General features: G+C 73.4%; 17 protein-coding genes and 1 pseudogene. 10 read left to right on the forward strand and 8 right to left on the reverse strand.

Translation table 11 applies throughout. From position 1 onward, the window contains the following. The 6 genes from N5I75_RS29555 to N5I75_RS29580 all read left to right on the forward strand — a co-directional run. Nucleotides 1-363, forward strand: a 363-nt coding sequence (locus N5I75_RS29555) for an SDR family oxidoreductase (protein ID WP_476682405.1), incomplete at its 5' end; no start/stop codon positions are given. Between the two features lie 295 nt (nucleotides 364-658). Further along, entirely contained in the window at nucleotides 659-2104 is a 1446-nt protein-coding gene (locus N5I75_RS29560) for a rhamnulokinase (RefSeq protein WP_476682407.1), read from the forward strand. Between the two features lie 100 nt (nucleotides 2105-2204). Then, nucleotides 2205-2978, forward strand: a complete 774-nt coding sequence (locus tag N5I75_RS29565; protein WP_476682409.1) for a (Fe-S)-binding protein — start codon at nucleotides 2205-2207, stop codon at nucleotides 2976-2978. Next, on the forward strand, nucleotides 2975-4474 hold the full coding sequence (locus tag N5I75_RS29570) for a lactate utilization protein B (protein WP_476682411.1): 1500 nt from the start codon (nucleotides 2975-2977) through the stop codon (nucleotides 4472-4474). Before N5I75_RS29565 ends, N5I75_RS29570 begins: the two co-directional genes overlap by 4 nt. Continuing rightward, entirely contained in the window at nucleotides 4471-5124 is a 654-nt protein-coding gene (locus N5I75_RS29575; protein WP_476682413.1) for a LutC/YkgG family protein, read from the forward strand. The genes N5I75_RS29570 and N5I75_RS29575 overlap by 4 nt, the downstream gene beginning before the upstream one ends. A gap of 22 nt (nucleotides 5125-5146) precedes the next feature. Next, entirely contained in the window at nucleotides 5147-6310 is a 1164-nt protein-coding gene (locus N5I75_RS29580; protein WP_476682415.1) for an ABC transporter ATP-binding protein, read from the forward strand. On the opposite strand, the gene N5I75_RS29585 is transcribed toward N5I75_RS29580, so the two are convergent. The 4 genes from N5I75_RS29585 to N5I75_RS29600 form a co-directional block, all read right to left on the reverse strand. After that, nucleotides 6307-7551, reverse strand: coding sequence for an NAD(P)/FAD-dependent oxidoreductase (locus N5I75_RS29585; protein ID WP_476682417.1), 1245 nt, complete (start codon nucleotides 7549-7551; stop codon nucleotides 6307-6309). The genes N5I75_RS29580 and N5I75_RS29585 overlap by 4 nt on opposite strands. A gap of 79 nt (nucleotides 7552-7630) precedes the next feature. After that, nucleotides 7631-8581, reverse strand: coding sequence for an ABC transporter substrate-binding protein (locus N5I75_RS29590; RefSeq protein WP_476682419.1), 951 nt, complete (start codon nucleotides 8579-8581; stop codon nucleotides 7631-7633). Continuing rightward, the gene (locus tag N5I75_RS29595; protein ID WP_476682421.1) at nucleotides 8578-9255 is read right to left on the reverse strand and encodes an ABC transporter permease; all 678 of its coding nucleotides are present in this window, start codon (nucleotides 9253-9255) and stop codon (nucleotides 8578-8580) included. The genes N5I75_RS29590 and N5I75_RS29595 overlap by 4 nt, the downstream gene beginning before the upstream one ends. Continuing rightward, nucleotides 9252-9935: an ABC transporter permease gene (locus tag N5I75_RS29600; RefSeq protein ID WP_476682423.1), complete on the reverse strand. Its 684-nt coding sequence runs from the start codon at nucleotides 9933-9935 to the stop codon at nucleotides 9252-9254. The genes N5I75_RS29595 and N5I75_RS29600 overlap by 4 nt, the downstream gene beginning before the upstream one ends. 300 nt (nucleotides 9936-10235) lie before the next feature. On the opposite strand from N5I75_RS29600, the gene N5I75_RS29605 reads away from it, so the two are divergent. Then, complete coding sequence (locus N5I75_RS29605) at nucleotides 10236-11216, forward strand: glycoside hydrolase family 11 protein (RefSeq protein ID WP_476682425.1); 981 nt, start codon at nucleotides 10236-10238, stop codon at nucleotides 11214-11216. A 34-nt stretch (nucleotides 11217-11250) separates the two neighbouring features. Further along, nucleotides 11251-12261: a polysaccharide deacetylase family protein gene (locus N5I75_RS29610; protein ID WP_476682427.1), complete on the forward strand. Its 1011-nt coding sequence runs from the start codon at nucleotides 11251-11253 to the stop codon at nucleotides 12259-12261. Nucleotides 12262-12285: 24 nt separating this feature from the next. On the opposite strand, the gene lysA is transcribed toward N5I75_RS29610, so the two are convergent. From lysA to N5I75_RS29630, 4 genes and pseudogenes are all read right to left on the reverse strand, one after another. Beyond that, the gene (lysA, locus tag N5I75_RS29615) at nucleotides 12286-13617 is read right to left on the reverse strand and encodes a diaminopimelate decarboxylase (protein WP_476682429.1); all 1332 of its coding nucleotides are present in this window, start codon (nucleotides 13615-13617) and stop codon (nucleotides 12286-12288) included. Beyond that, nucleotides 13614-14000: an SAV_915 family protein gene (locus tag N5I75_RS29620; protein WP_476682431.1), complete on the reverse strand. Its 387-nt coding sequence runs from the start codon at nucleotides 13998-14000 to the stop codon at nucleotides 13614-13616. The genes lysA and N5I75_RS29620 overlap by 4 nt, the downstream gene beginning before the upstream one ends. 190 nt (nucleotides 14001-14190) lie before the next feature. Next, nucleotides 14191-15389, reverse strand: a pseudogene (locus N5I75_RS29625) (cysteine desulfurase-like protein). Nucleotides 15390-15459: 70 nt separating this feature from the next. After that, a complete protein-coding gene (locus tag N5I75_RS29630) occupies nucleotides 15460-19347 on the reverse strand; it encodes a glycoside hydrolase family 2 TIM barrel-domain containing protein (protein WP_476682433.1) in 3888 nt (1295 codons plus the stop codon). A gap of 262 nt (nucleotides 19348-19609) precedes the next feature. Here N5I75_RS29630 and N5I75_RS29635 point away from each other — a divergent pair, with 262 nt between their 5' ends. Then, nucleotides 19610-21700, forward strand: a complete 2091-nt coding sequence (locus N5I75_RS29635; RefSeq protein WP_476682435.1) for a DUF4139 domain-containing protein — start codon at nucleotides 19610-19612, stop codon at nucleotides 21698-21700. Between the two features lie 4 nt (nucleotides 21701-21704). Then, on the forward strand, nucleotides 21705-23312 hold the full coding sequence (locus N5I75_RS29640) for a DUF4139 domain-containing protein (RefSeq protein ID WP_476682437.1): 1608 nt from the start codon (nucleotides 21705-21707) through the stop codon (nucleotides 23310-23312). Nucleotides 23313-23348 lie beyond the last annotated feature (36 nt).

Raw genomic sequence — 23348 nt, forward strand, 5'->3', positions numbered from 1 at the left:
GTGTTCGCGGGCCCGAACAATGTGGCCTACTCGGCGACGAAGGCGGACCAGGCGCACCAAGTACGCCTGCTGGCTGCGGAGTTGGGCGGGGACGGCATTCGCGTGAACGGTGTCAACCCCGACGGGGTCGTGCGCGGCTCCGGCATCTTCGCGGGCGGCTGGGGCGCGCAGCGTGCGGCGACGTACGGCATCGAGGAGGAGAAGCTCGGCGAGTTCTACGCCCAGCGCACCCTCCTCAAGCGCGAGGTCCTCCCGGAACACGTGGCCAACGCGGTCTTCGCCCTGACAGGCGGCGACCTGACCCACACGACGGGCCTGCACGTCCCGGTGGACGCGGGGGTGGCAGCGGCGTTCCTGAGGTGAGCCCGGGGCACCGGACGCCCCGTCAGGGGCGCGGGGAACTGCGCGACCAGCCACGACGGCGCCGCACGCGCAGGCGAAACAGCGACCGCCAACGGCGCCCGGCCCCGGACCTCCGCCCCGGCCCCTCTCCTCAACCGCCGGAGGAACGGCGCGCCCAGCCACGACGCACCTGAACCCGCCCCCCGACCGCCACACACCACGGCGCTCAGGGGCGCGGGGAACTGCGCGAGCAACCACAGCACACCCGCACCCGCGAACGATCCCTCACCCGCAACGGCGCGAAGGCGACGACCCCATGCCCACCACCCCCTACGCCGCAATAGACCTGGGCGCATCGAGCGGCCGAGTCATCACAGCCCAGGTCGCCCGCGACACCCTCACCCTGAACGAAGCGCACCGTTTCCCGAACACCCCCGTCCGCACAGGCCCGTCCCTCCACTGGAACATCCTCGGCCTCTACACAGGCATCCTTGACGGCCTCCGCAAGACGGGCCAGGTCCGCTCCCTGGGCATAGACAGCTGGGCCGTCGACTACGGCCTCCTGGACGCGACCGGCGCCCTCCTCGGCAACCCGTACCACTACAGGGACCCCCGCACGGACCACATCGCGGAGCAGCTCCGGACCCACGTACCCCCAGCGGAGCTCTACGCGGCGACGGGCCTCCAGTACGCCCCCTTCAACACCCTCTACCAGCTCGCAGCCGCCCGGGACACCCCCCAACTCGCCGCAGCCCGCACCCTGTTGCTGATCCCCGACCTCCTCACCCACTGGCTCACAGGAGAACGCGGCACCGAGCTGACCAACGCCTCCACCACCCAGCTCATCGACCCGCGCACCCGCGACTGGGCGCACGACATAGCCAGGCGCACCGGCACGGACCTGACGCTCTTCCCCCCGCTGCGCCACCCGGGCGACCCGGCCGGCAACCTGCTCCCCCACGTCCTCGACGCAACGGGCCTGACCGGCCCCGTCCCGGTGACTACCGTCGCGTCCCACGACACCGCGTCGGCCGTAGCGGCCGTACCGGCGACCGAGGGCACGCACTTCGCCTACATCTGCACCGGCACCTGGTCCCTGGCGGGCCTGGAACTGGACGCCCCCGTCCTGACCGAGGAGAGCCGCGCGGCGAACTTCACCAACGAGCTGGGCATCGACGGCACGGTCCGCTACCTCCGCAACATCATGGGTCTGTGGCTGCTCCAGGAGTGCCAGCGCGCCTGGGGCGACCCGGACCTGGCGGGCCTCCTCGACGGGGCCGCGCGGGCACCCGCCCTGCGCTCGGTCATCGACGCCGGCGACCCGACGTTCCTGGCCCCCGGCGCCATGCCGTCCCGTATCGCCGCCGCCTGCCGCGCCACGGACCAGCCCGAACCCCGTACCCCCGCCGAGACCACCCGCTGCATCCTCGACTCGCTCGCCCTCGCCCACCGCAGGGCGATCGCGCAGGCGGCGCGGCTCGCCGACCGTCCGGTGGACGTCGTGCACATCGTCGGCGGCGGCGCCCGCAACGCGCTGCTGTGCCAGCTCACCGCGGACGCCTGCGGCCTGCCGGTGGTGGCGGGCCCGGCGGAGGCGGCGGCGCTCGGCAACGTCCTCGTCCAGGCCCGCGCCGACGGCACCCTCGGCGACCGGGCGGCGGCGCGCGAGCTGGTCGCCGCCACGCAGCCGCTGACGCGCTACACACCGCGCGGCTCGGCCGCCCAGTGGGCGGCGGCGGAGGCCCGTGTCGCCGCCTCGTGACCGGGTACGGCACACGACGTACGCTGCACCCGTCCGATGACCGCCCCCTGCAGAACCTCAGCCAGACCCGACCCAACCGCACCGAACCGAAGGGGCCACGATGCGTGTCGCGCTCTTCCTGACCTGTGTCAACGACACGCTCTACCCCGACACGGGCCGTGCCGTGGTGAAACTCCTGACCAGACTGGGTGTGGAGGTGGACTTCCCGGCGGCCCAGACATGTTGCGGGCAGGCCCACTACAACACCGGCTACCGTCACGAGGCCGAACCGCTGGCCCGCCACTACTCCGATGTCTTCGGCCCGGGTCTCGCCTCGGGCGCGTACGACGCGGTCGTCACGCCGTCCGGTTCGTGCGCGGCGATGGTGCGCGAGCTGTACCCGCGCATGGGTGAACGGGCCCGCGCGGAGGGCCGCGGCGGCGGTCTCGCCACGACCCTCGCGCCGGTGGTCCCGAAGACGTACGAGCTGACGGAGTTCCTGGTCGACGTGTTGAAGGTGACGGACGTCGGCGCGTACTACCCGCACAAGGTGACCTACCACCCCACCTGCCACGGCCTGCGCTCCCTCGGCCTCGGCGACCGCCCCGCCCGGCTCCTCCGCGCCGTCAAGGGCCTGGAACTTGTCGAACTGCCGGGCGCGCAGGAGTGCTGCGGTTTCGGCGGCACGTTCGCCGTGAAGAACGCGGACGTCTCGGCGGCGATGGGCGCCGACAAGGTGCGCAACGCCGAGTCGACGGGCGCGGACGTGCTCTGCGCCGCCGACAACTCCTGCCTGATGCACATCGGCGGCACGATGAGCCGCCTGCGCACGGAGCTGCGGCCGGTCCACATCGCGGAGATCCTGGCGAGCACGGAAGAGGAGCCCCTGGTATGAGCGGCACGAGCGGCACCTATCTCGGCATGCCCGCCTTCCCCTCCTTCCCGAAGGCCGCGCACGACGCCGTACGGAACACCACCCTGCGCGCCAACCTGACCCACGCCACCCACACCATCCGCGACAAGCGCGCCCGCGCCGTCGCCGAGCTGGACGACTGGGCGCGGCTGCGCGAGGCGGGCAAGCAGATCAAGGACCACACGCTCCGCCACCTCGACCACTACCTCCTCCAGCTGGAGAAGTCGGTGACGGCGGCGGGCGGCACCGTGCACTGGGCCGCCGACGCCGACGAGGCCAACCGGATCGTGACCCGGCTCGTCAAGGAGACGGGCGAGTCGGAGGTCGTCAAGGTCAAGTCGATGGCCACGCAGGAGATCGGCCTCAACGAAGCCCTGGAAGCCGCCGGGATCGCCGCGTACGAGACCGACCTCGCCGAACTCATCGTGCAGCTCGGCAAGGACCGCCCCTCGCACATCCTCGTCCCCGCCATCCACCGCAACCGGGGCGAGATCCGCACCATCTTCGAGAAGGAGATGGGCGCGTGGGGCCGCCCGGCACCGGAAGGGCTCACCGACACGCCCGCCGAGCTCGCCGAGGCCGCCCGTCTCCACCTGCGCGAGAAGTTCCTGCGCGCCAAGGTCGGTGTCTCCGGCGCGAACTTCATGGTCGCCGAGACCGGCACCCTCGTCGTCGTCGAGTCCGAGGGCAACGGCCGCATGTGCCTGACGCTGCCCGAGACGCTGATCTCGGTCGTGGGCATCGAGAAGATCGTGCCGAGCTGGCGGGACCTGGAGGTCTTCCTCCAGACGCTGCCGCGCTCCTCCACCGCCGAGCGCATGAACCCGTACACCTCGACCTGGACCGGCACCACCAACTCCGACGGGCCGCGCACCTTCCACCTGGTCCTGCTCGACAACGGCCGCACCGACACCCTCGCCGACGAGGTGGGCCGCCAGGCGCTGCGCTGCATCCGCTGCTCGGCCTGCCTGAACGTCTGCCCGGTGTACGAGCGGGCCGGCGGCCACGCCTACGGCTCGGTCTACCCGGGCCCGATCGGCGCCATCCTCAGCCCGCAACTCCGGGGCACGCAGAGCGAGATCGACGCCTCCCTCCCGTACGCCTCCTCGCTCTGCGGCGCCTGCTACGAGGTGTGCCCCCCGGTCGCCATCGACATCCCCGAGGTCCTCGTGCACCTGCGGGAACGGGTCGTGCAGGGCGGTGAGGCGGTCCGGCGCGGCGCGAAAGTGACGCTGAAACCGGCCAAGGGGCACGCGGCGGAGCGCGCCGCGATGCGCGCCGCCCGCTGGGCGTTCACCCACCCGGCGGCGCTCGGCACCGGCCAGCGCCTCGCCTCGCGCACCCGCCGCTTCCACCCGCGTACGGTGCCGGGCCCCGGCCGCGCGTGGACGGCGGCCCGGGATCTGCCGAAGGTGCCCGCGGAACCGTTCCGCGACTGGTGGCAGCGGACGCACGGCGGAAAGGACGACGCGAAGTGAGCAGCAGGGACGTGATCCTGGGCCGGGTGCGACGCGCGCTCGACGACGGCGGGCAAGGCGGGGCCCCGACCACGTACGCCACGGACATCGACCGGGACTATCTGCGGGAGCACGGCGACCGGAGTGTCGCGGAGACGGTCGAGCTGCTCGCCGAGAACCTGGCGGACTACCGGGCGCTCGTGCACCGGTGCTCCGCCGGGGAGCTGGCCGCCACCGTGGCCCGGCTGCTCGCCGCGCACGGCACACGCTCCGTGGTGACGCCTGCCGGGCTCCCCGGCGACTGGCTGGCGGACACCGACGCCGTCCGGGTGACCGACGACGCCGCGCACACCCCCGCCGAACTCGACGAGGTCGACAGCGTCGTCACCGCCTGCGCCGTCGCCGTCGCCGAGACCGGCACGCTCGTCCTGGACGGCTCGCCCGACCAGGGCCGCCGCCGCATCACCCTCGTGCCCGACCATCACATCTGCGTGGTGCGCGTGCCCGGTCAGGTCGTCTCGGCCGTCCCGCAGGCCCTCGAACGGCTCGACCCGGCGCGTCCGCTGACCTGGATCTCGGGCCCGTCCGCGACCAGCGACATCGAACTCGACCGGGTCGAGGGGGTGCACGGTCCGCGCACCCTGGAGGTGATCCTGGTGAGCGGGGAGTGACGGGCGCGGTTAGCGTGATTCCATGATCCGGTTCGATCAGGTCACCAAGCGGTACGCGGACGGCACGACGGCGGTGGACGGCCTCTCCTTCGAGGTCGCCGAGGGCGAACTGGTCACGCTCGTCGGCCCGTCCGGCTGCGGCAAGACCACGACGATGATGATGGTCAACCGGCTCATCGAGCCGACGTCGGGCCGCATCCACGTCGACGGCGAGGACATCGCCACCCTCGACCCGGTGAAGCTGCGCCGCCGGATCGGTTACGTCATCCAGCAGGTCGGCCTCTTCCCGCACCGCACGGTGCTCGACAACACGGCGACCGTGCCCGCGCTGATCGGCTGGAAGAAGGCGAAGGCGCGGGCCCGCGCCGCCGAGCTGCTCGATCTGGTGGGCCTGGACCCGAAGACGTTCGGGGCCCGCTACCCGGAGCAGCTCTCGGGCGGGCAGCGCCAGCGGGTCGGCGTGGCGCGGGCGCTGGCCGCGGATCCGCCCGTGCTGCTGATGGACGAGCCGTTCGGCGCGGTCGACCCGGTGGTGCGCGAGCAGTTGCAGGACGAGTTCCTGCGAATGCAGGCGGCTGTGCGCAAGACGGTGCTGCTCGTCACCCACGACATCGAGGAGGCGGTCCGGCTCGGCGACCGGATCGCGGTGTACGGGCAGGGCCGCATCGAGCAGTTCGACACGCCGGGCGCGGTCCTCGGCACGCCCGCGACGCCGTACGTCGCCGAGTTCGTCGGCGCGGACCGTGGCCTGAAGCGGCTGTCGGTGACCGCGATCGAGCCGGACGACCTGGAGCAGCCGACGGTCGTGCGGCTCGACGACGGCGCCGGGCGGGCCGCGGCCCGGATGCGTGCGGAGGCGGCGCGCTGGGCGGTGGTCCTGGACGGGAGCGGTGATCTGCACGGCTGGATCGGCGTCGACGAGGCGGCCCTCGCCGGTCCCGACGGGCGGGTCGGCGATCTCGCGCACCGGATGAACGCCTGGGTCCCCGTCGGCGCGCCGCTCAAGCAGGCGTTCGGGGTGATGCTCCAGCACGACGCGGGCTGGGTCGCGGTCCTCGACGGCGCCCGCTTCCTCGGCGTCCTCACCCCGGCGAAACTGCACGAGGCGCTGCGCCGCTCGGTCGACGCGGATGCGCAGGGCGTGGGGCGGGACGAGGTCGAGTTCGACTCGGTCGCCGACGCCTAACGGGCTCCTTGCGGCCGTCGCCCCTGACGCTGCCGCTGCCCCTGACGCTCCCGCCGGCCGTTCATCGCGCGCAGGTTCTCGTCCTGTACGGAGTCGTCGAGGGGCCGGTCGGGGCGGTACGGGGCCAGTGCGGCGACGGGCCGCCCGGTGACGATCTCGTGCGCGGCGAGCCGGCCCAGGACCGGGGCCAACGTGACCGCGCTGTGCGAGACGAGGTGGTAGAGCCCGGGCGCCGCCCCGACCGCGCCCACCAGCGGCAGCCCGTCGAAGGGAATGGGCCGCACACCGACCCTGACGTCGTCGATCCGGGCACGGGCCAGTCCGGGCAGGATGGTACTCGCACGGCGGTGCAGTTCACGGGGCAGGCCGTCGAGGGCGGCGGCGGGATCGAGATGTGCGTCGATCTCCCAGGACAGGGCCAGGACGCCGCCCTCCGGTGTGGGCCGCAGGTCGACGTCCGGGGTGACGACCATCGCGGTGAGTGCCGGTCCTGGCAAGGGCGCGCTCTCGGCGAGCAGTCCTGGCACCTGCCGCATGGGCAGCCGCTGCCCGGCGAGGGCGGCGATCCGGTCGGCCGCCGGGCCCGCGCAGTTCACGACGGTGTCGGCGCTCCAGGCGCGGGCCCCGGCCGTGACGCCGGTGATCCGCCCGTCGCCGGTCCGCGTCAGGCCGGTGACGGCGACTCCGCAGTGCGTCTCGGCACCGTGCCGCACGGCCGCGTCGAGCAGGGCGTGCACGAAGCGCGGCGCGTCGAACCAGGCGGCGGAGCCGTATACCGCGACCTCGTCGGCGGCGCAGACGGCGGGGTCGACGGCGGGCGCGAGGTCGCGCAGCACGGACGGCGGGGCGAGGCGGCAGTCGTGGCCCCAGCCCCGGGCGCGCAGGACGCGTTCGCGCAGCGCCCGGTGGGCCGTGTCGCCGTCGGCCCACTGGACGAGGGGCACGGGGTGGCGCCAGGCCGGTCCGCCCAGCGTCCCGGAGAGCAGGCGGTGCTCGTCGGCGCCCTGCCGGTTGAGCCGGTAGTAGGCGTACGGGGTCTTCACGTGGGTGACGTCCGCGGAGAACGTGGCGCCGGAGGTGCCGGACGCGGGGCGCGGGGCCGCCTCCAGGACGACGACCCTGACGCCCTGGCGGGCGAGGTGGTAGCCGACGCTCGCGCCGAGCACGCCCGCGCCGACGACGACGGCCGAGCGGGCCGGAGCCGTGGCGGACGCCGGGGCGGTCGGGGCAGCTGAGTCCATGGCTGATCCTGTTCGGTGGGTCCGCCGGAGGCGCTCCACCTTCCCGCCCTTCGGCCGCGGCACACCCTCCCGTACCGGCCTACTTCAGAAGCCCCTTGTCGCGCAGATAGGTGCGCGCGACGTCCTCGGGGAGCCGCCGCCAGCTGTCGACCTGCTGGTTCATGGCGGCCAGATCCGCGGTGGTGAGGACGGGGCCGAGCGCGCCCAGCGCCTCGGCGACCTTCTCGCTGCCCGCCTGCGACCGGTTCACGACGGGCACGATGTAGTCGGCGTTCTGGAGCTTCTTGTCGTCGGCGAGCAGGACGAGCCCGAAGTCGGCGAGCGTGGCGTCGGTGGTCGTGGTGAGCACCATCTGGTCCTGCCCGTTCTGCACGGCCTTCTTGGACTGGGTGGTGCCGACGCCCTTCGGGTCGACGCCGGTGACGTCGATCCCGTAGACCTTCTTCAACCCCGGTTCGCAGTACGGGCGTTGCACGCATTCGTCCCCGGCGGCGAGCCGCACCTTCAGACCGGAGGCGCCGAGGTCGCTGAGGGTCTTCAGCCGGTGCTCGGCGGCGTAGGACCGGGCGACGGCGAAGGCGTTCTGGTCGACTGCCCTGCCCGGGTCGAGGACGACGAGGCCGCGCGGCCGGGCGAGGGTGCGCAGCGCCTTGACGGTGGCGTCGAGGTCGGGTGAGCCGACGGGGTCGGCGTCGGCGCCGTGGGTCTTGGCGCCCAGCCAGTCGGCGAAGGTGGCGGCGTACTCCGGGACGACGTCGATCTGCCCGGACTCCAGGGCGGGTTCGTACAGCTCACGGTTGGCGACGGACAGGATCTCGGTGCCGTACCCGGCGTTCTCCAGCAACAGCGCGTAGATGTTCGCGAGCAGGTCGCTCTCGGTGAACCCGGCGGACCCGATGACGAGGTGCTTGCTGTCGCCGGGCGGCGCGGTCACCTCGCCCTGGTTCTCCAGGGACGGCCCGGTGGCACACCCGGCGAGCAGGAGCCCGGCCCCGAGGAGCGCCGCGCGAAGGCGGCTCCGCGCGCTCACCCGGCGGCCCTTCCCCGCGCCCAGGACGGCGCGCACCGCTCGGCGATCTCGAAGAGCCCCTCGACGAGCAGCGCGAAGACGGCGACGAGCACGGCGCCCGCGACGACCTGCGGGGTGCTGGCGAGGTTGAACCCGGCGGTGATGATCCGGCCGAGCCCGCCGCCGCCCGCGAGCGCGGCGATGGTGGCGGTCGCGACGAGCTGCACGGCGGCGATCCGCACCCCGTTGAAGATCATCGGCAGCGCGAGCGGCGCCTCCACCCGCAGCAGCATCTGCCGCCCGGTCATGCCCATCCCGCGCGCCGCGCGGACGACTTCCCGGTCGACGCCGCGCATCCCCACGTACGCGTTGGTGAGCAGGGGCGGCACGGCGAACAGGACGAGCGCGACGACGGTCGGTCCCTCGCCGTACTGCCCGAGCGGTGTGAGGAGCAGCAGGACGAGGACGGCGAAGGTGGGCACGGCCCGCCCCACGTTGGAGATGTTGACGGCGAGCGCGCCGCCCTTGCCGAGGTGCCCGAGCACGAGAGCGACGGGCAGGGCGATCAGACAGCTGATGACGAGACAGACGAGGGTGAGGACGAGGTGCTGGGCCAGCCGGTGCCAGATGCCGTCGTCGCCGGACCAGTGCGCGGAGTCGGCGAGCCAGTTCCAGGCGTCGGTGAGGGTCTTCACGCGCGGCTCGCTCTCGTCCAGGGGGTGAGGAGGCGCCCCACGCCGAGCAGCACCAGATCGGCGACGACGGCGATGACCACGCACAGCACGGAGGCGGTCAGCACCTGCGCCTTGAAGTACGTGTTCATCCCCGCGTAGATCAGGTTGCCGAGCCCGCCGTGGCCGACGATGGCGCCGATCGTCACCAGGGACACGGCGGACACGGTCGCGATGCGCAGCCCCGCCATGGCGGCGGGCAGCGCGAGGGGCAGCTCGACGGCGAGCAGCAGCCGGACCGGCCCGTACCCCATGCCGCGCGCGGCCTGCCGGGTCTCCTCGGGCACGGCGCGCAGCCCGGCGAGGATGTTCCGCACGAGCAGGGTCAGCGAGTACAGCACGAGCCCGGCGGCGACGAGCGTGGCGGAGAGCCCGTAGGCGGGCAGCAGCAGCGAGAACATGGCGAGGGACGGGATCGTGTAGAGCACGGTGGTCAGCGCGAGCACGGGCCCGGCCGCCCATCCCCACCGGCGCGCGACGACGGCCAGCGGCACGGCGATGACGAGCGCGATCGCCACGGCGGCGAGGGTGATCTGCAGATGCTGCACGACGGCGTCGAACAGGATGTGCCTGCGCGTGCTCAGATACGCGCCGCAGATCCAGTCGTTGCGGGCGAGGCAGTCGTCCGGCGGCGGAGTGGGCACGCGTCCATTTCAGCGGCGGGGGCGGCGCGGGGCGCGTCGGGTGATCCGTATGGGCGAGACGAGCTCCCGCCGAGGACACATCGAAACCAAGCGAAACTTCGCCGAAACTTTCGCGCGACCGTAACGCCGCAGGCCCGCACAACGGGGTCGATCGGCTCGCGTCAGAAGCCGTACGAGTACCGGCTGAACCGCTCATTCTGTGTTTCGCAATGTTTACCGAAACTCTTGACAGTTGGCAGGGCCAGATCAAAGCTGTCGCCGTCACGAGCGAGAGCACGAGTTGGACGAGGAGGCACGCTCATGCACGACACCCCCCTACACCGGTTCAGGCTGCTGATCAGCGCTGTCTGTGCCGCGCTGCTGGTCGCCGTCGCCGCGCTGGCCCTGCCCGGCACCGCGCACGCCGACACGACCGTCACCACGAACCAGACCGGCACGAACAACGGCTACTACTACTCGTTCTGGACCGACGCCCCCGGCACGGTCTCCATGAACCTGGGCTCCGGCGGCGGTTACAGCACCTCCTGGAGCAACACCGGGAACTTCGTCGCCGGCAAGGGCTGGGCCAACGGCGGGCGCAGGAGCGTGACGTACTCGGGGACGTTCAACCCGTCCGGCAACGCCTATCTGGCGCTGTACGGCTGGACGTCGAACCCGCTCGTCGAGTACTACATCGTCGACAACTGGGGCACGTACCGGCCCACGGGCACGTACAAGGGAACCGTCACGAGCGACGGCGGCACCTACGACATCTACAAGACGACGCGGTACAACGCGCCGTCCGTCGAGGGCACCAAGACCTTCGACCAGTACTGGAGCGTCCGGCAGTCGAAGCGGACGGGCGGCACCATCACCACCGGCAACCACTTCGACGCGTGGGCCCGCGCGGGGATGCCGCTCGGCAGCTTCAACTACTACATGATCATGGCGACCGAGGGCTACCAGAGCAGCGGCAATTCCAACATCACCCTGGGCGGCACCGGTTCGGGTGGTGGCGGAGGCGGGGGCGGGGGCGGCGCGTGCAGCGCCACCCTCTCCGCCGGGCAGTCCTGGAGCGACCGCTACAACCTCAACGTCGCCGTCTCCGGGTCCAGCAACTGGATCGTCACCATGAACGTCCCCTCCCCCGCCAAGATCCTCTCCACCTGGAACATCGCCGCCAGCTACCCCAACGCACAGACCCTGACCGCGAAACCCAACGGCAGCGGCAACAATTTCGGCGTCACCATCCAGCACAACGGCAACACGACCTGGCCCTCCGTCTCCTGCACCGCGAGCTGACCCCCGTCCCCTCGATGGCGAAGGAGCACCCCCCATGCACATCTCCGTACGGACCCCCGTGCGCATCCCCACGCGTGCACGTTCCCTGCTCGCGAGATCGGCGGTCGTCGCCATGGCCGCCGCCGCCACGCTCACCGTCCACCCTGCCGCGCCCGCGCAGGCCGCCGCCGCCTGCACCGGGTATGTCGGCCTCACCTTCGACGACGGCCCGTCCGGCACCACCCCGGCCCTGCTCAACGCGCTGAAGCAGAACGGGCTGCGGGCCACCATGTTCAACGAGGGCCAGTACGCCGCCGCCAACCCGGCCCAGGTGCGGGCGCAGGTCAGCGCCGGGATGTGGGTCGCCAACCACAGCTACACGCACCCGCACCTGACCACGCTCGGGCAGGCGCAGATCGACTCGGAGATCTCCCGCACCCAGCAGGCCATCGCGAACGCGGGCGGCGGTACGCCGAAGCTGTTCCGGCCGCCGTACGGCGAGACCAACGCGACGGTGCGGGCGGTCGAGGCCAAGTACGGCCTGAAGGAGATCATCTGGGACGTCGACTCGCAGGACTGGAACAACGCCAGTACCGACGCGATCGTCGCGGCGGCGGGCCGGCTCACCAACGGCCAGGTCATCCTGATGCACGACTGGCCCGCCAACACGCTCGCCGCGATCCCGCGCATCGCGCAGGGCCTGGCCGCCCGCGGCCTGTGCGCCGGAATGATCTCGCCGAGCACCGGCCGCGCCGTCGCCCCCGACGGCGGATCGGACGGAGGCGGAGGCGGCGGGGGCGGCTCCTGCACGGCCACCCTCTCCGCAGGACAGTCCTGGAACGACCGCTACAACCTCAACGTCGCCGTCACCGGATCGAACAACTGGACCGTCACCATGAACGTCCCCTCCCCCGCCAAGATCCTCTCCACCTGGAACATCGCCGCCAGCTACCCCAACGCACAGACCCTGACCGCGAAACCCAACGGCAACGGCAACACCTTCGGCGTCACCATCCAGCACAACGGCAACACCACCTGGCCGTCCGTCTCCTGCGCCACGGGCTGAGCCTCGGCACGGCCGCGGCGCGGGCTACAGGCCCACGTCGCGGCTGCGGAGGTCCGCCGGTGACTCGCGGCGGACGAGGAGGCGGGCGTCGCCGTCGCGCACGGCCACCACCGGCGGGCGGCCGACCATGTTGTAGCCGGAGGCCATCGACAGGTGGTAGGCGCCCGCCACAGGGACGGCCAGCAGATCGCCCGCCCGGACGTCGGCGGGCAGTTCGACGTCCGCGGCGACCACGTCCCCTGCCTCGCAGTGCCGGCCGACGACCGTGACCGGGGCCAGGCCCGCCCCTCTCGTGTTCCGGCCGATCAGGCGGGGCGCGTAGCGCACCCCGTACAGCGCGGGCCTGGGGTTGTCGCTCATGCCGCCGTCGACGGCGACGAAGGTGCGGTCGCCGGTGTGCTTGATGGCCACGACGCGGTACAGCGCGATCCCGGCGGGTCCGGCGATGGCCCGGCCCGGCTCGATGATCAGGCGCGGCACGGGAAGCCCCGCCGCGCCGCACGCCGCCTTCAGTTCGGCGCGGACGGTGCGCGCCAGCCGGGCGAGATCCATGGCGGGCTCACCGGGGCGGTAGGCCACGCCGTGGCCCCCGCCCAGGTCCAACTCCCGCAGAGATACTCCGTGTTGGTCGCGCAGCCGGGCCATCAGACCCACCATGCGGCGCACGGCGCTCACGTACGGCTTGACGTCCGTGATCTGCGAGCCGAGGTGGCAGTGGAGGCCCGTCAGGTCGAGCCGGGGCTGGCCGAGGACGCGGGCGATGGCGTGCTGCGCGTAGCCGTCGGAGAGGGAGAGGCCGAACTTCTGGTCCTCGGTGCCGGTACGGATCTTCTCGTGGCCGCCCGCGCTGACGCCGGGCACCACCCGCACCATCACCTTCTGCCGGCTGTCCGGGCCGACGGCCGCCGCGATGCGGGCGATCTCGGAGGGGCTGTCGATGACGACGCGGCCGACGCCGTGCTCCAGCGCCGTATGCAGGTCGTGCGGCGTTTTCACATTGCCGTGCAGGACGATGCGCCCTGCGGGGAAACCGGCGGCGACGGCCAGTTCCAGTTCTCCGGCGGAGCAGACGTCCAGGCCGAGCCCCTCCTCCGCCGCCCAGTGCGCCATGGCCCGGCACAGGAACGCCTTGGCGGCGTAGTGGATCTCCGCCTCCGGGAAGGCGTCCCGGTAGGCGCGGCAGCGGCGGCGGACCTCGCCCTCGTCGAGGACGTAGGCGGGGGTGCCGTACCGGCCCGCGATCTCGGCGAGGGCCACCCCGCCGACGGTCACCTCGCCGGGCCGGTGCTCGGCGGCCGACTCGGGCCACACCGCCAGGCCGTCTGCCGCGAGCGGCGTTTCGCGCACGGTCGTCATCGCGCCACCGGCCTTGCACGGCAGGTCAGGTACGTCAGCGCCGGGGTGCGGATGGCCGCCGGGGCCGGGGCGGTGAGCTGGGGGTCGACGGTGATGGTGGCCACGCCGAGCGGCCCGGTCATGGCGCGCAGGGCGGGTGCGGCGAGCCGGATCCACGGCTGGCCGGGGCCGAGCGTCGCGGCGAGCGCCCGCTCGGAGGTGAAGCCGACCGCCGTGCGGCCGCCGAGCGGGTCGCGGAACAGGCGGGCGGCGTGCCCGAAGGGGCCCGGCCGGACAGGGACGTACAACAGCCCGGCCGGGACGCGTTCGAGGGGTTCCGGTTCCTCGCCGCCCTCGCCTTCCTTGTCGCCCTTGTCGCCTTTGTCGCACGGGAGTGGTGCCATGGGATGCCTCCTACGGGATCCGGGGTGGTGCGGCGGTGCCGGGGCCCGGCCGCGGGACGTGCGGCCGGGCCCTCGCCGAGGACGCTATGCCCGCCCTCCCCGGTGCCCGGAGCCCTCCTGACGCGATGCTGACGTGCGCCGCCGCACCCCTGACGCGATCGTGACGCGTCGGCCCGCCGGGCCGACGCCGTCAGCCGAGCAGCCGCAGCGCCGCGAGGAGGCGGTCCACGTCCTCCTCGCTGGTGTAGGGGCGAACCCGACGCGTACGCCGCCCTCGGTGCCGAGGCCGAGGTCCTCCGACGCGTGCACGGCGTAGAAGGAACCGGCCGGGGCGTCGACGCCGTGGGCGGCGAGGTGGCGGGCGACCTCGGCCGGGCGGTGGCCCGCCACCGTGAACAGGACGATCGGGGTCGGGGCGGCGGGGCGGCCGTGCACGGTGATGCCGGCCAGCTCCGCGAGGCCGTCCGCGAGGCGCTTGGAGAGCGCGTGCTCGTGCTCTGCGAGCGCGGCGAACGAGGCGGTCAGCCGTGCGCGGCGGCTGCCCCGCGCGTCCGGGTCGAGGCCCGCGAGGAAGTCCACCGCGGCGTGCGCCCCGGCCAGCAACTCGTAGGGCAGCGTCCCCAGTTCGAAGCGTTCGGGCACCTGGTCGCTGGACGGGAGCAGCTTGTCGGGGCGCAGGGACTCCAGGAGGTCGGCGCGGCCGGTCAGCACGCCCAGGTGCGGGCCGAGGAACTTGTACGGCGAGCAGACGAGCGTGTCGGCGCCCATCGCCGTCAGGTCCACGAGGGCGTGCGAGGCGTAGCCCACGGCGTCGACGTGGAACAGGGCGCCCGTGCCGTGCGCGAGGGCGGCGATCGCGGGCAGGTCGGGGCGCGACCCGGTGAGGTTCGACGCGGCGGTGACGGCGACGAGCCGGGTCCGTGCGGACACCTGCGCCTCGATGTGCTCGGGGCGCAGCTCGCTCGTCGCCGGGTCGAAGCCCGCCCACTTCACGACCGCGCCGGCCGCCTCGGCGGCCTGCACCCAGGGCCGGATGTTGGAGTCGTGGTCGAGCCGGGTGACCACGACCTCGTCGCCCGGCTCCCAGGTCTTGGCGAGCGTCCGCGCCAGGTCGTAGGTGAGCTGCGTGGCGCTGCGCCCGAACACCACGGTGCCGGGCGCGGTGCCGAGCAGGTCGCCGAGGGCGGCGCGCGCCCCGGCCACGATGCGCTCCGCGTTGTGCTCGCCCTCCGTGGTGCTGCCCCGGTTCGCCGTGGGCCCGGTCAGCGCGGCGACGACGGCGTCGATGACGGGCTGCGGCGGCTGGGTGCCGCCCGGCGCGTCGAACCGGGCGGAGCCGGAGGCGAGCGCGGGGATCTTGGCGCGGATCGCGGCTATGTCGAAGGGCATGCGTCAACTCCAGGGGGTGGCGGGTACGCCGTACGGCTGCGACGTACCCCGAGTCTCCCCCACACCCCGGTCACCGCGTCCCGGTGGGCCGCCGCGCAAGCCGCCCCGCCTCCCCCACGTCCGTGATCGGCCGCAGCCGGTACGTGTACGCGTAGTCCCGGTCCGCGAACAGCTTGTACGCGTCATGGGTGTGCGCACCCCAGCTGTTGTCGCCTCCGACCCCCATCTGCCGATGGTTGACGCGCAGGATCACCTCCTCGCGCGGGGTGAGCTGGTAGTCGTGGCGGACGCCGACCGACAGGTCCTCCGGGGTGAAGTGGGAGGCGTTGACCTCCAGGAGGCCGTCGCCCCACACGAGGAGGCCGTGGCCGCGCCGGTCGGTGAGCGCCGCCCAGCGCACGTCCGTCTTGTTGCCGTTCTCCTGGGGCCGGATGTACGGGGTCCACTGGTCGCGCACGGTGGAGGACCAGCGGCCCACGTCGGTGCCGTCCTTGCGGTCCCAGTGGTTCTCCTCCGGGCCGCGGCCGTAGTAGTCGAGGCGCTCGAAGGCCGCGGGCAGGTGCAGGATCGTGCCGACCTCGGGCAGGTAGGGGAGGTTCGCGGCACCCGGGTGCAAAGTGTTGTCGACCTTGATCTCGCCGTTGCCGAAGACGGTGTAGGTCGTGCTGTACGCCGACTCCGTCGTGGTCGGCAGGGTGCCCTCGACGGTGACGGCGACCGCGCGTCCGCCGTCGAGCGGGCGCACCGTCACCTCCCGGACCTCGCGCCGGGCGCCCGCGTCCCGCCAGGTCTGGTTGCGGGTGTGCTGGCCGTTGCCCTGGTCGTTGTCCGTCGGCGCGCGCCAGAAGTTCGGGACCGCGCCGGTGAGCAGCAGCTTCGTGCCGCCCGCCGCGAACGTCGTGAGGAGTCCGGTCGACTTGTCGATGACGACCTCGAGTCCTCCGCGGCCGGTGACGGTGACCTGCCCGGCCCCGTCCTCGTACGCCAGCTTCGGCACGTCGGCCAGCGGTACGGGGGTGACCTCGGGGCTGCCCGCGTCGAGCGGCAGTTGTACGCGGGCCACCTCGAAGCCCTCCTCCGCCCACGGGGTGCGCTCCTTGGTGGTGAAGGAGAGCTGGAGGAAGTACTCGGCGCCGGGCGCCGGATCGTCCGGCAGCCGTACCGGGATCGTGATGTCCTTGCTGCTCAGCGGGTCCACGTCGAGCTGGGCGCGGGTGAGTGTGCCGCGCCGGACCACCTGCCCGTCGCAGGCCAGCTCCCAGCTTCCGTGCCAGGCGCGGAGGTTGGTGAACAGGTTCTCGTTGTGGAGGGTGACCTCGCCGGCCGCGCCGCCTTCCTTCAGGGTCGCTCCGATCGTCTGATAGATCCGTTTGACCTCGGCGGCCTTTCCGGTGTGGCGGCGGTCGGGCAGGACGATGCCGTCGCCGCTGAAGGCGCCGTCGTTGGGGTTGTCGCCCCAGTCGCCGCCGTACGCGGGGAACGTCTTGTCCCGCGCCTTCTCCGTCTCGTGGCCGACGGTGCGGGCGTCGAACCAGAAGCGCACGCCTTCGCCGTCCGGGGTGCGCCCGTCGTCGGCGAGTTCGGCGGCGCTCAGCGCGCGGGCGTACACGCGGGCCCGGCGGACCGTGCCGCTCAGTTCCCGCGTGGGGTTCTCGACCTCACCCGCGAGGGAGAGAGGCGCCGTGGAGCCGGACGGCTTGCGGGTGGTGGTCCTCGTCGCCTTGACCGCCCCGTCCACATACAGGGTAAGTGTGCCCCGGTCCGCGTCGAAGACGCCCGCGACGTGGTGCTCGGCGCCCGTCCAGCCGTCGTCGGGTGTCTGCCAGGACGCCGCGATCCACTGGCCGTCGGCGTAGAGGAAGAACTCCAGGGTCTTCCCGGACTGCTTGAGGGCGTAGTGGGTGTCGCCCTTGGCGAGGATCGGCTGGTCGTAGCCGCGCACGTGCGGGGTAGTCCACGCTTCGAGGGTCAGCGAGCCGCGCAGGTCGAGGCGGTCGTCGCGGGCGAAGACGGTCGCGCCTGAGACGCCCTTGTCCCGACTGAACGAGCCCGACGGGTTGACGATCTGGCCCTTGAGGCGCGCGGGTCCCTCCTCGGTGAACAGGGTACGCGCCGGGGTCGGCCAGTTCAGCGCCTGGTCGACGAAGTCCCAGATCCAGCCGCCCTGGAGGACGTCGTAGCGGCGTACGACGTCCCAGTACTCCTTGAAGTTGCCGGTCGAGTTCCCCATCGAGTGGGCGTACTCGACCATCACGTACGGGCGGGTGTCGGAGGTGTCCTTCGCGCGGGCCTCCACGCGGCTCGGCGACTCGTACATCTTGGAGCGGATGTCGCTGACGCCCGGCCGGTCGTCGCCCTCGTAGTGGATGACGCGGGTCGGGTCGTAGCCGTGGATCCAGTCGTGCATGGCCTTGAAGGCGGAGCCGCCGCCCGCCTCGTTGCCGAGCGACCAGATAACGGCGGAGGCATGGTTCTTGTCGCGGTGCACCATATTCCGCGCGCGGTCGACGCACACGGTGGTCCAGTCGGCGCGGTCGCCCGGGTAGGAGCTGTTGATGCCGTGGGTCTCCAGGTTGGTCTCGCCGACGAGGTAGAGGCCGTACGCGTCGGCGAGTTCGAGCCACAGCGGGTTGTTGGGGTAGTGCGAGGTGCGCACGGAGTTGATGTTCAGCCGCTTGATGATCCGGATGTCGCGGACCATGTCGGCGCGGCTCAGGGCGGAGCCGCGGTCCGGGTGCATCTCGTGGCGGTTGGTGCCGCGCAGCGAGACGGGCTGCCCGTTGATCCGCATGAGGCCGTCCTTCAGCGCGAACTCGCGCAGGCCGACGCGGTGCGACAGCGTCTCGACGACCTTTCCGCGCGGATCGCGCAGGCGCAGGACGGCGGTGTAGAGGTAGGGGTTCTCGGCGGACCACAGGCGCGGTGAGGGGACGGACTTCGCGCCCTTCACGGTCACCTCCGCCGAGGTCAGGGCGGCGGAACCGGTGAGCGGCCGGGCCCAGACGGCGTGCCCGCCGGCGTCGTAGAGCTGGGTCTCGACCGTGTACGCGGCCCCGTCGGCGTCGCCCGCGTAGTCGCGTACGTGGGCCGTGACCGACAGCTCGGCCGACCTGTACCCGTCGCCGAGCGGCGTCTCGATCTTGAAGTCGCGCAGGTGCACCGTGGGCGTCGAGTACAGGTACACGGAGCGGAAGATGCCGCTGAGCCGGATCATGTCCTGGTCCTGCAGCCAGTCGCCGTCCGAGTAGCGGTAGACCTCGACGGCGACGTGGTTGGTGCCGTCCTTCAGGTGCGGCGTGATGTCGTACTCGGCGGGTGTGTACGAGTCCTCGTGGTATCCGGCGAGCTGCCCGTTGACCCACACGTAGTGCGCCGCCTTGACGCCCTCGAAGTGCAGGAAGGTCCGTCGCCCGCGCCAGCCCCCCGGCACGGTGAACGTGCGCCGGTACTGGCCCACCGGGTTGTACCGGGTCGGCGCGGCGGGCGGCTGGGCGTCCTCGCCGAGCCCGTTGGCGCCCCACCACGGGTAGGTGATGTTGACGTAGATCGGGGTGTCGTACCCGTGCATCTGCCAGGCGGACGGGACGGGGATCGTCTCCCAGCCGGAGTCGTCGAGGTCGGGGCGGTGGAACTCGTCGAGCTTGTCGGCGGGCCGCTCCACGTGACGGAACTTCCAGTCCCCGTCGAGGCTCTGGCGGTACGGGGATCTCGTGCGGTCCGCCGCGAGCGCCTGCCGCACGCTCTCGTACGGCATGAGGGTGGTGTGGGCGGGCTCGGTGCCGAGGCGGAAGACGTCGATGTGCCCGTTCCACTCGTCGCCGCCCGCCTTGACCTCTCCTCCAGCGCCGAACGCCTGCCCGACAGGCAGCACTTGGGGCAGTGCTGCCGCGCCTAGCACGGCCGCCCCCGCTTCGAGGAGACGTCGGCGGCTTACGTACATGCGGGACGGGTGCGGCATGGCTGTGCCCTTCCGGCCGGGAGCGGTTGCGGAACCGCGCCCACCCTAGGAAGGGAACACAACCGAGACAATATCGACGTCAGATTCTGTCGCTTTCTGAGTGGCGGCCCCGCCCCGCGTCGATGTGCACGAAGACGCCGGTCACCACGGCGGTTCGCCCGAGCACCCCGGCGCCGGTTCCCCGCCCTGCCCGCTCCATGATCACGGCGTAGTCTTCGACCGGCGTTTCGGGTCGGTGACGACGGTGTACGGGGGACACGCGATGACGGACACACAGACGGACAAGGGGGCGGCGGCGCCCTGGGACTCGGTGCTCACGGCGGTGGTGGTGCACGCGCGGGGCGCCGTGTGCGTGCGGCGCGCCCGGGGCACCGTCACGGCGGCCGACGGCCGGGTACGGATCGGCGGCCTGCCGCTCTCGCTCGACCCGGGGTCACTGCGGGCCTCGGTCGTGGACGCGCCGGGCGTACGGGTCGCCGAGGCCCGGGTCGCCGTCGAGGCCGCACCCGCCGCGCCCGACGCGCACGAGGAGCTGCGCCGCGAGGTGGAGCGGCTGAGCGAGGCGCGGCGGGCGGCCGAGGCGCGGCGGGACCGGCAGGTGCGGCGGATCGAGGAGGTCGCGGCGGTGCGGCCGGTGCAGCCGCCCCGCAGGCGCGACGACCCGCACCGCCGTACCCCCGTCGACGCGTGGCTCGGCCTCGCGGAGTTCGTGGACGAGCGGCTCACCGCGCTCCACGCCGTGCTCGACGAGCGGGACGAGGAACTGCGCCGCGTGACGCACGAGGTGGACCTGGCCACCGAACGGCTGCGCCGCGCGCCCACGGGTGCGGCGTCGGACTCGGTCCGGACCTCGGTCTCGGCCGTGCTGACCCTGGAGGGCGCCGCGCGCGACGAGGTGACGGTCGAGGTCGAGTACCGCGTGCCGGGCGCCGTCTGGGTGCCGTCCTACCGGCTGACACACCGTCAGGAAGGGGGTGCCGGGCGCCTGGTGCTCCGCGCCTCGGTCGCCCAGCACACCGGCGAGGACTGGACCGGCGTCCGCATCGGCCTGTCCACCGCCGACCTGCTCCGCCCCACCGGGGTCCCGAAGCTCCGCTCGACCCGCATCGGCCGCCGCCAGCCCGCACCCGCGCCGTCCGGCTGGCGCGAACCCCCGGCGGGTCTCGCCGACCTCTTCACCGGGTACGACGGGGCGGGGCCGAGGCCGGTCCCGCGGGCGGTCGGCGGCGCCGTGCTCCACGCCGATGCCGCGGAGGAGTCCTCGGCCGACCTCGCGCCCCCGCAGGGCTACGGCGCCCCGATGGCAGCCGGTGCCGCCGAGGACGCTCCGGTGTACGGCGCGCCCCCGCCTCCGCCCGCACCCGTCGCGCCCGGGGCCGCCCGGCCGCGTTCGGTCGGCAAGGCGAGGGCGGCCCGCGCGCCGATGGCCGCGGGCGCCCCGGCGTTCGCCGACGCCCCGATGGCGTCCGGCGCCGCTCCGACCCCGGCTCCCCCGGCTCCGCCCCGGTTCGGGCCGCCGCGCCCCAGCGCCGCCGAGCTCGACTACGGGGACCTCGTCCTGTCCGGCGCCGACGCGCCCGACGGGCGGCGCGGGCTGCTCACGCCGGGGGCGGCCCCTGACCGTACGGCCACGGAGGTGCGGGGACGCGCCGAGGCCGTGCAGTTCCTGCCGCTGCCGGGAGACGCCGTGCGGCCCCGCGAGTCGGCCGGCTCCTTCACCTACCGCTACGACGCCGAGGGCCCCGCCGACATCCCCTCCGACGGCGCCTGGCACACCGTCACCGTCACCGAACTGCCCGTCGGCCTGCGCACCGAGTACGTGTGCGTGCCGTCCGTCGAGGAGACCGTGTACGCGACGCTGGTGCTCACCAACGCCACCGACCGGGCCCTGCTCGCGGGCCCGCTCGACCTCACCTCCGACGGCGACCAGCTGCCCGCCACGGCCCTGCCGACCATCGCCCCGGGCGGCACGGGACGCATCGGGCTCGGCCCGGCCGAGGCGGTCCGGGTCAGCCGCCGCACGGAGCTGCGTGAATCGACCGCGGGGCTGCGCAACACCACGACCGTGCTCGACCACCGCGTCCACGTGGAGCTGGCCAACCGGCTGCCCCGCACGGTCACCGTCGAGGTCCGCGAGCGCGTGCCCACCGCCGCCGAGGGCGACATCCGCATCGAGGAACGGGGCGGATGGACGGCCCCGCCGGACGGCGGCGAGGGGCCCGAACGGCCCGTGCCCGGCACGCGTCTGTGGCGGGTGGACGTCCCCGCGGGCGGCACCGCCGTGCTCGACGGCGGCCACGAGATCCGCATCCCGGCCGCCAAGGCCCTCGTCGGCGGCAACCGGAGGAGCTGAACCCATGACCACGTCCCCCGAGACCGGGGCCGAGGCCGGGACCCCGGCCACCGCCCTGATCCCGCTGCCCGTCACCGCCGTGACCTGCCTGGAGGACCGCGCCCACGTCGAGCGCACGGCCGCCCTCGCGCTGCGCCCCGGCGTCCAGCGGCTGCTCCTGGGACCGGTCGGCGCGCTCGCCGTCGACCGCAGCCTGCACGCCGCCCTGACCGGCGGCGCCACCAACGCCGCCGACGCCACGGTCCTGGACGTCCGCCTGGTCCGGGCCTGGACGCCGCGCTCGCCCGAGCCGCCCGGCGACGAGGACTCCGCGCTGCGCCGGCACACGTACGCCCTCAAGGAGGAGGAGCGGGCGCTGCGGCAGCGCCGCGACCGGCTGCGGGCCCGCCTCGACCTCCTGGCGCGGCTCGCCGCCGACCTGCTGCGCGAGTTCGGCGAGGGCGCGGGGTACGGCGAGAGCGAACCGGAGCGCTGGACCCGCGAGTTGGAGCGCGCGTACGCCGAGCGCGACAGTCACGAGGACGAGCTCGGCACCGTGGAGGCGCGGTTGCGGGCGCTCGGTACGGAACTGGGCACCGCCCTGGGCGCGTTGCAGGCCGCCGAGGAGGAGCCGCCGGAGCTGACCGCGCACGTGGAGCTGACCGTGCGGGCGGCGGCAGCGGGCGAGGCCGAGCTGCGGCTGAGCCACCTCACCCCGTGCGCGCTGTGGCGCCCCGCCTACCGCGCCACGCTCGACGCGGGCCGGCTGGCCCTGCGGACCGACGCGATGGTGTGGCAGCGCACCGGCGAGGACTGGTCGGGGGTCCGTCTGACGCTGTCGACGGCCCGGTCCGGCCTGGCGACCGCGCCGCCACGGCTCGTCGAGGACCGGCTCACGCTGCGGGACCGGTCCGCCGTCGAACGCCGGACCGTCGACATCGAGGTGCGCGAGGAGGAGATCACCGATGTGGGCCCGGCACCCGTCCCCGGGCTGCCGGGCGTGGACGACGGCGGCGAGGTCCGCGTCCTGCGCGCCCCCGCGCCGGCCTCCGTGCCGAGCGACGGACGCGCGCACCGCGTGCCGCTGACGGAGGCCACCAGCGCGGCGCACAGCGAGTACGTGTGCGCGCCCGAACTCTCGCCGCTGGTCACGCAGGTGGTGCGGTTCCCGAACGCGAGCGGGCACGCGCTGCTCGCCGGGCCCGTGGAACTGGTCCGCGACAGCGGCTTCACCGGCCGCTCCGCCCTGGACTTCACCGCACCGGGCGCCACCGCCGAGCTGGCGTTCGGCAGCTCCGACAGCCACCGGGTGCTCCGGGAGACCGAGGAGGCCCGCGACACCACGGGCCTGACCCACCGGACCGTCGTCACCCGCACGGTCCGGCTGCACGTGTCGCGGTTCTCCGGGCCGGACGACACCGAGGACCGCACCATCACGCTCCGTGAGCGGATCCCGGTCTCCGAGGTCGCGGACGTCGTGGTGCGGCTGCGCGAGGAAGCCTGCTCGCCCGCCCCCGACGCGCTCGACGCCGAGGGCATCGCCCGCTGGGACGTCTCCCTGCCGCCCGGCGGCCGGCGCACCGTGACGCTGGTCTACGAGGTGTCGGCGAGCGGCAAGGTCAACGGGCTGTAGTCGGCGCTCTGTCCGGGACAGCGCGATCCTGTCCCG

Source organism: Streptomyces sp. R818, assembly GCF_056172735.1.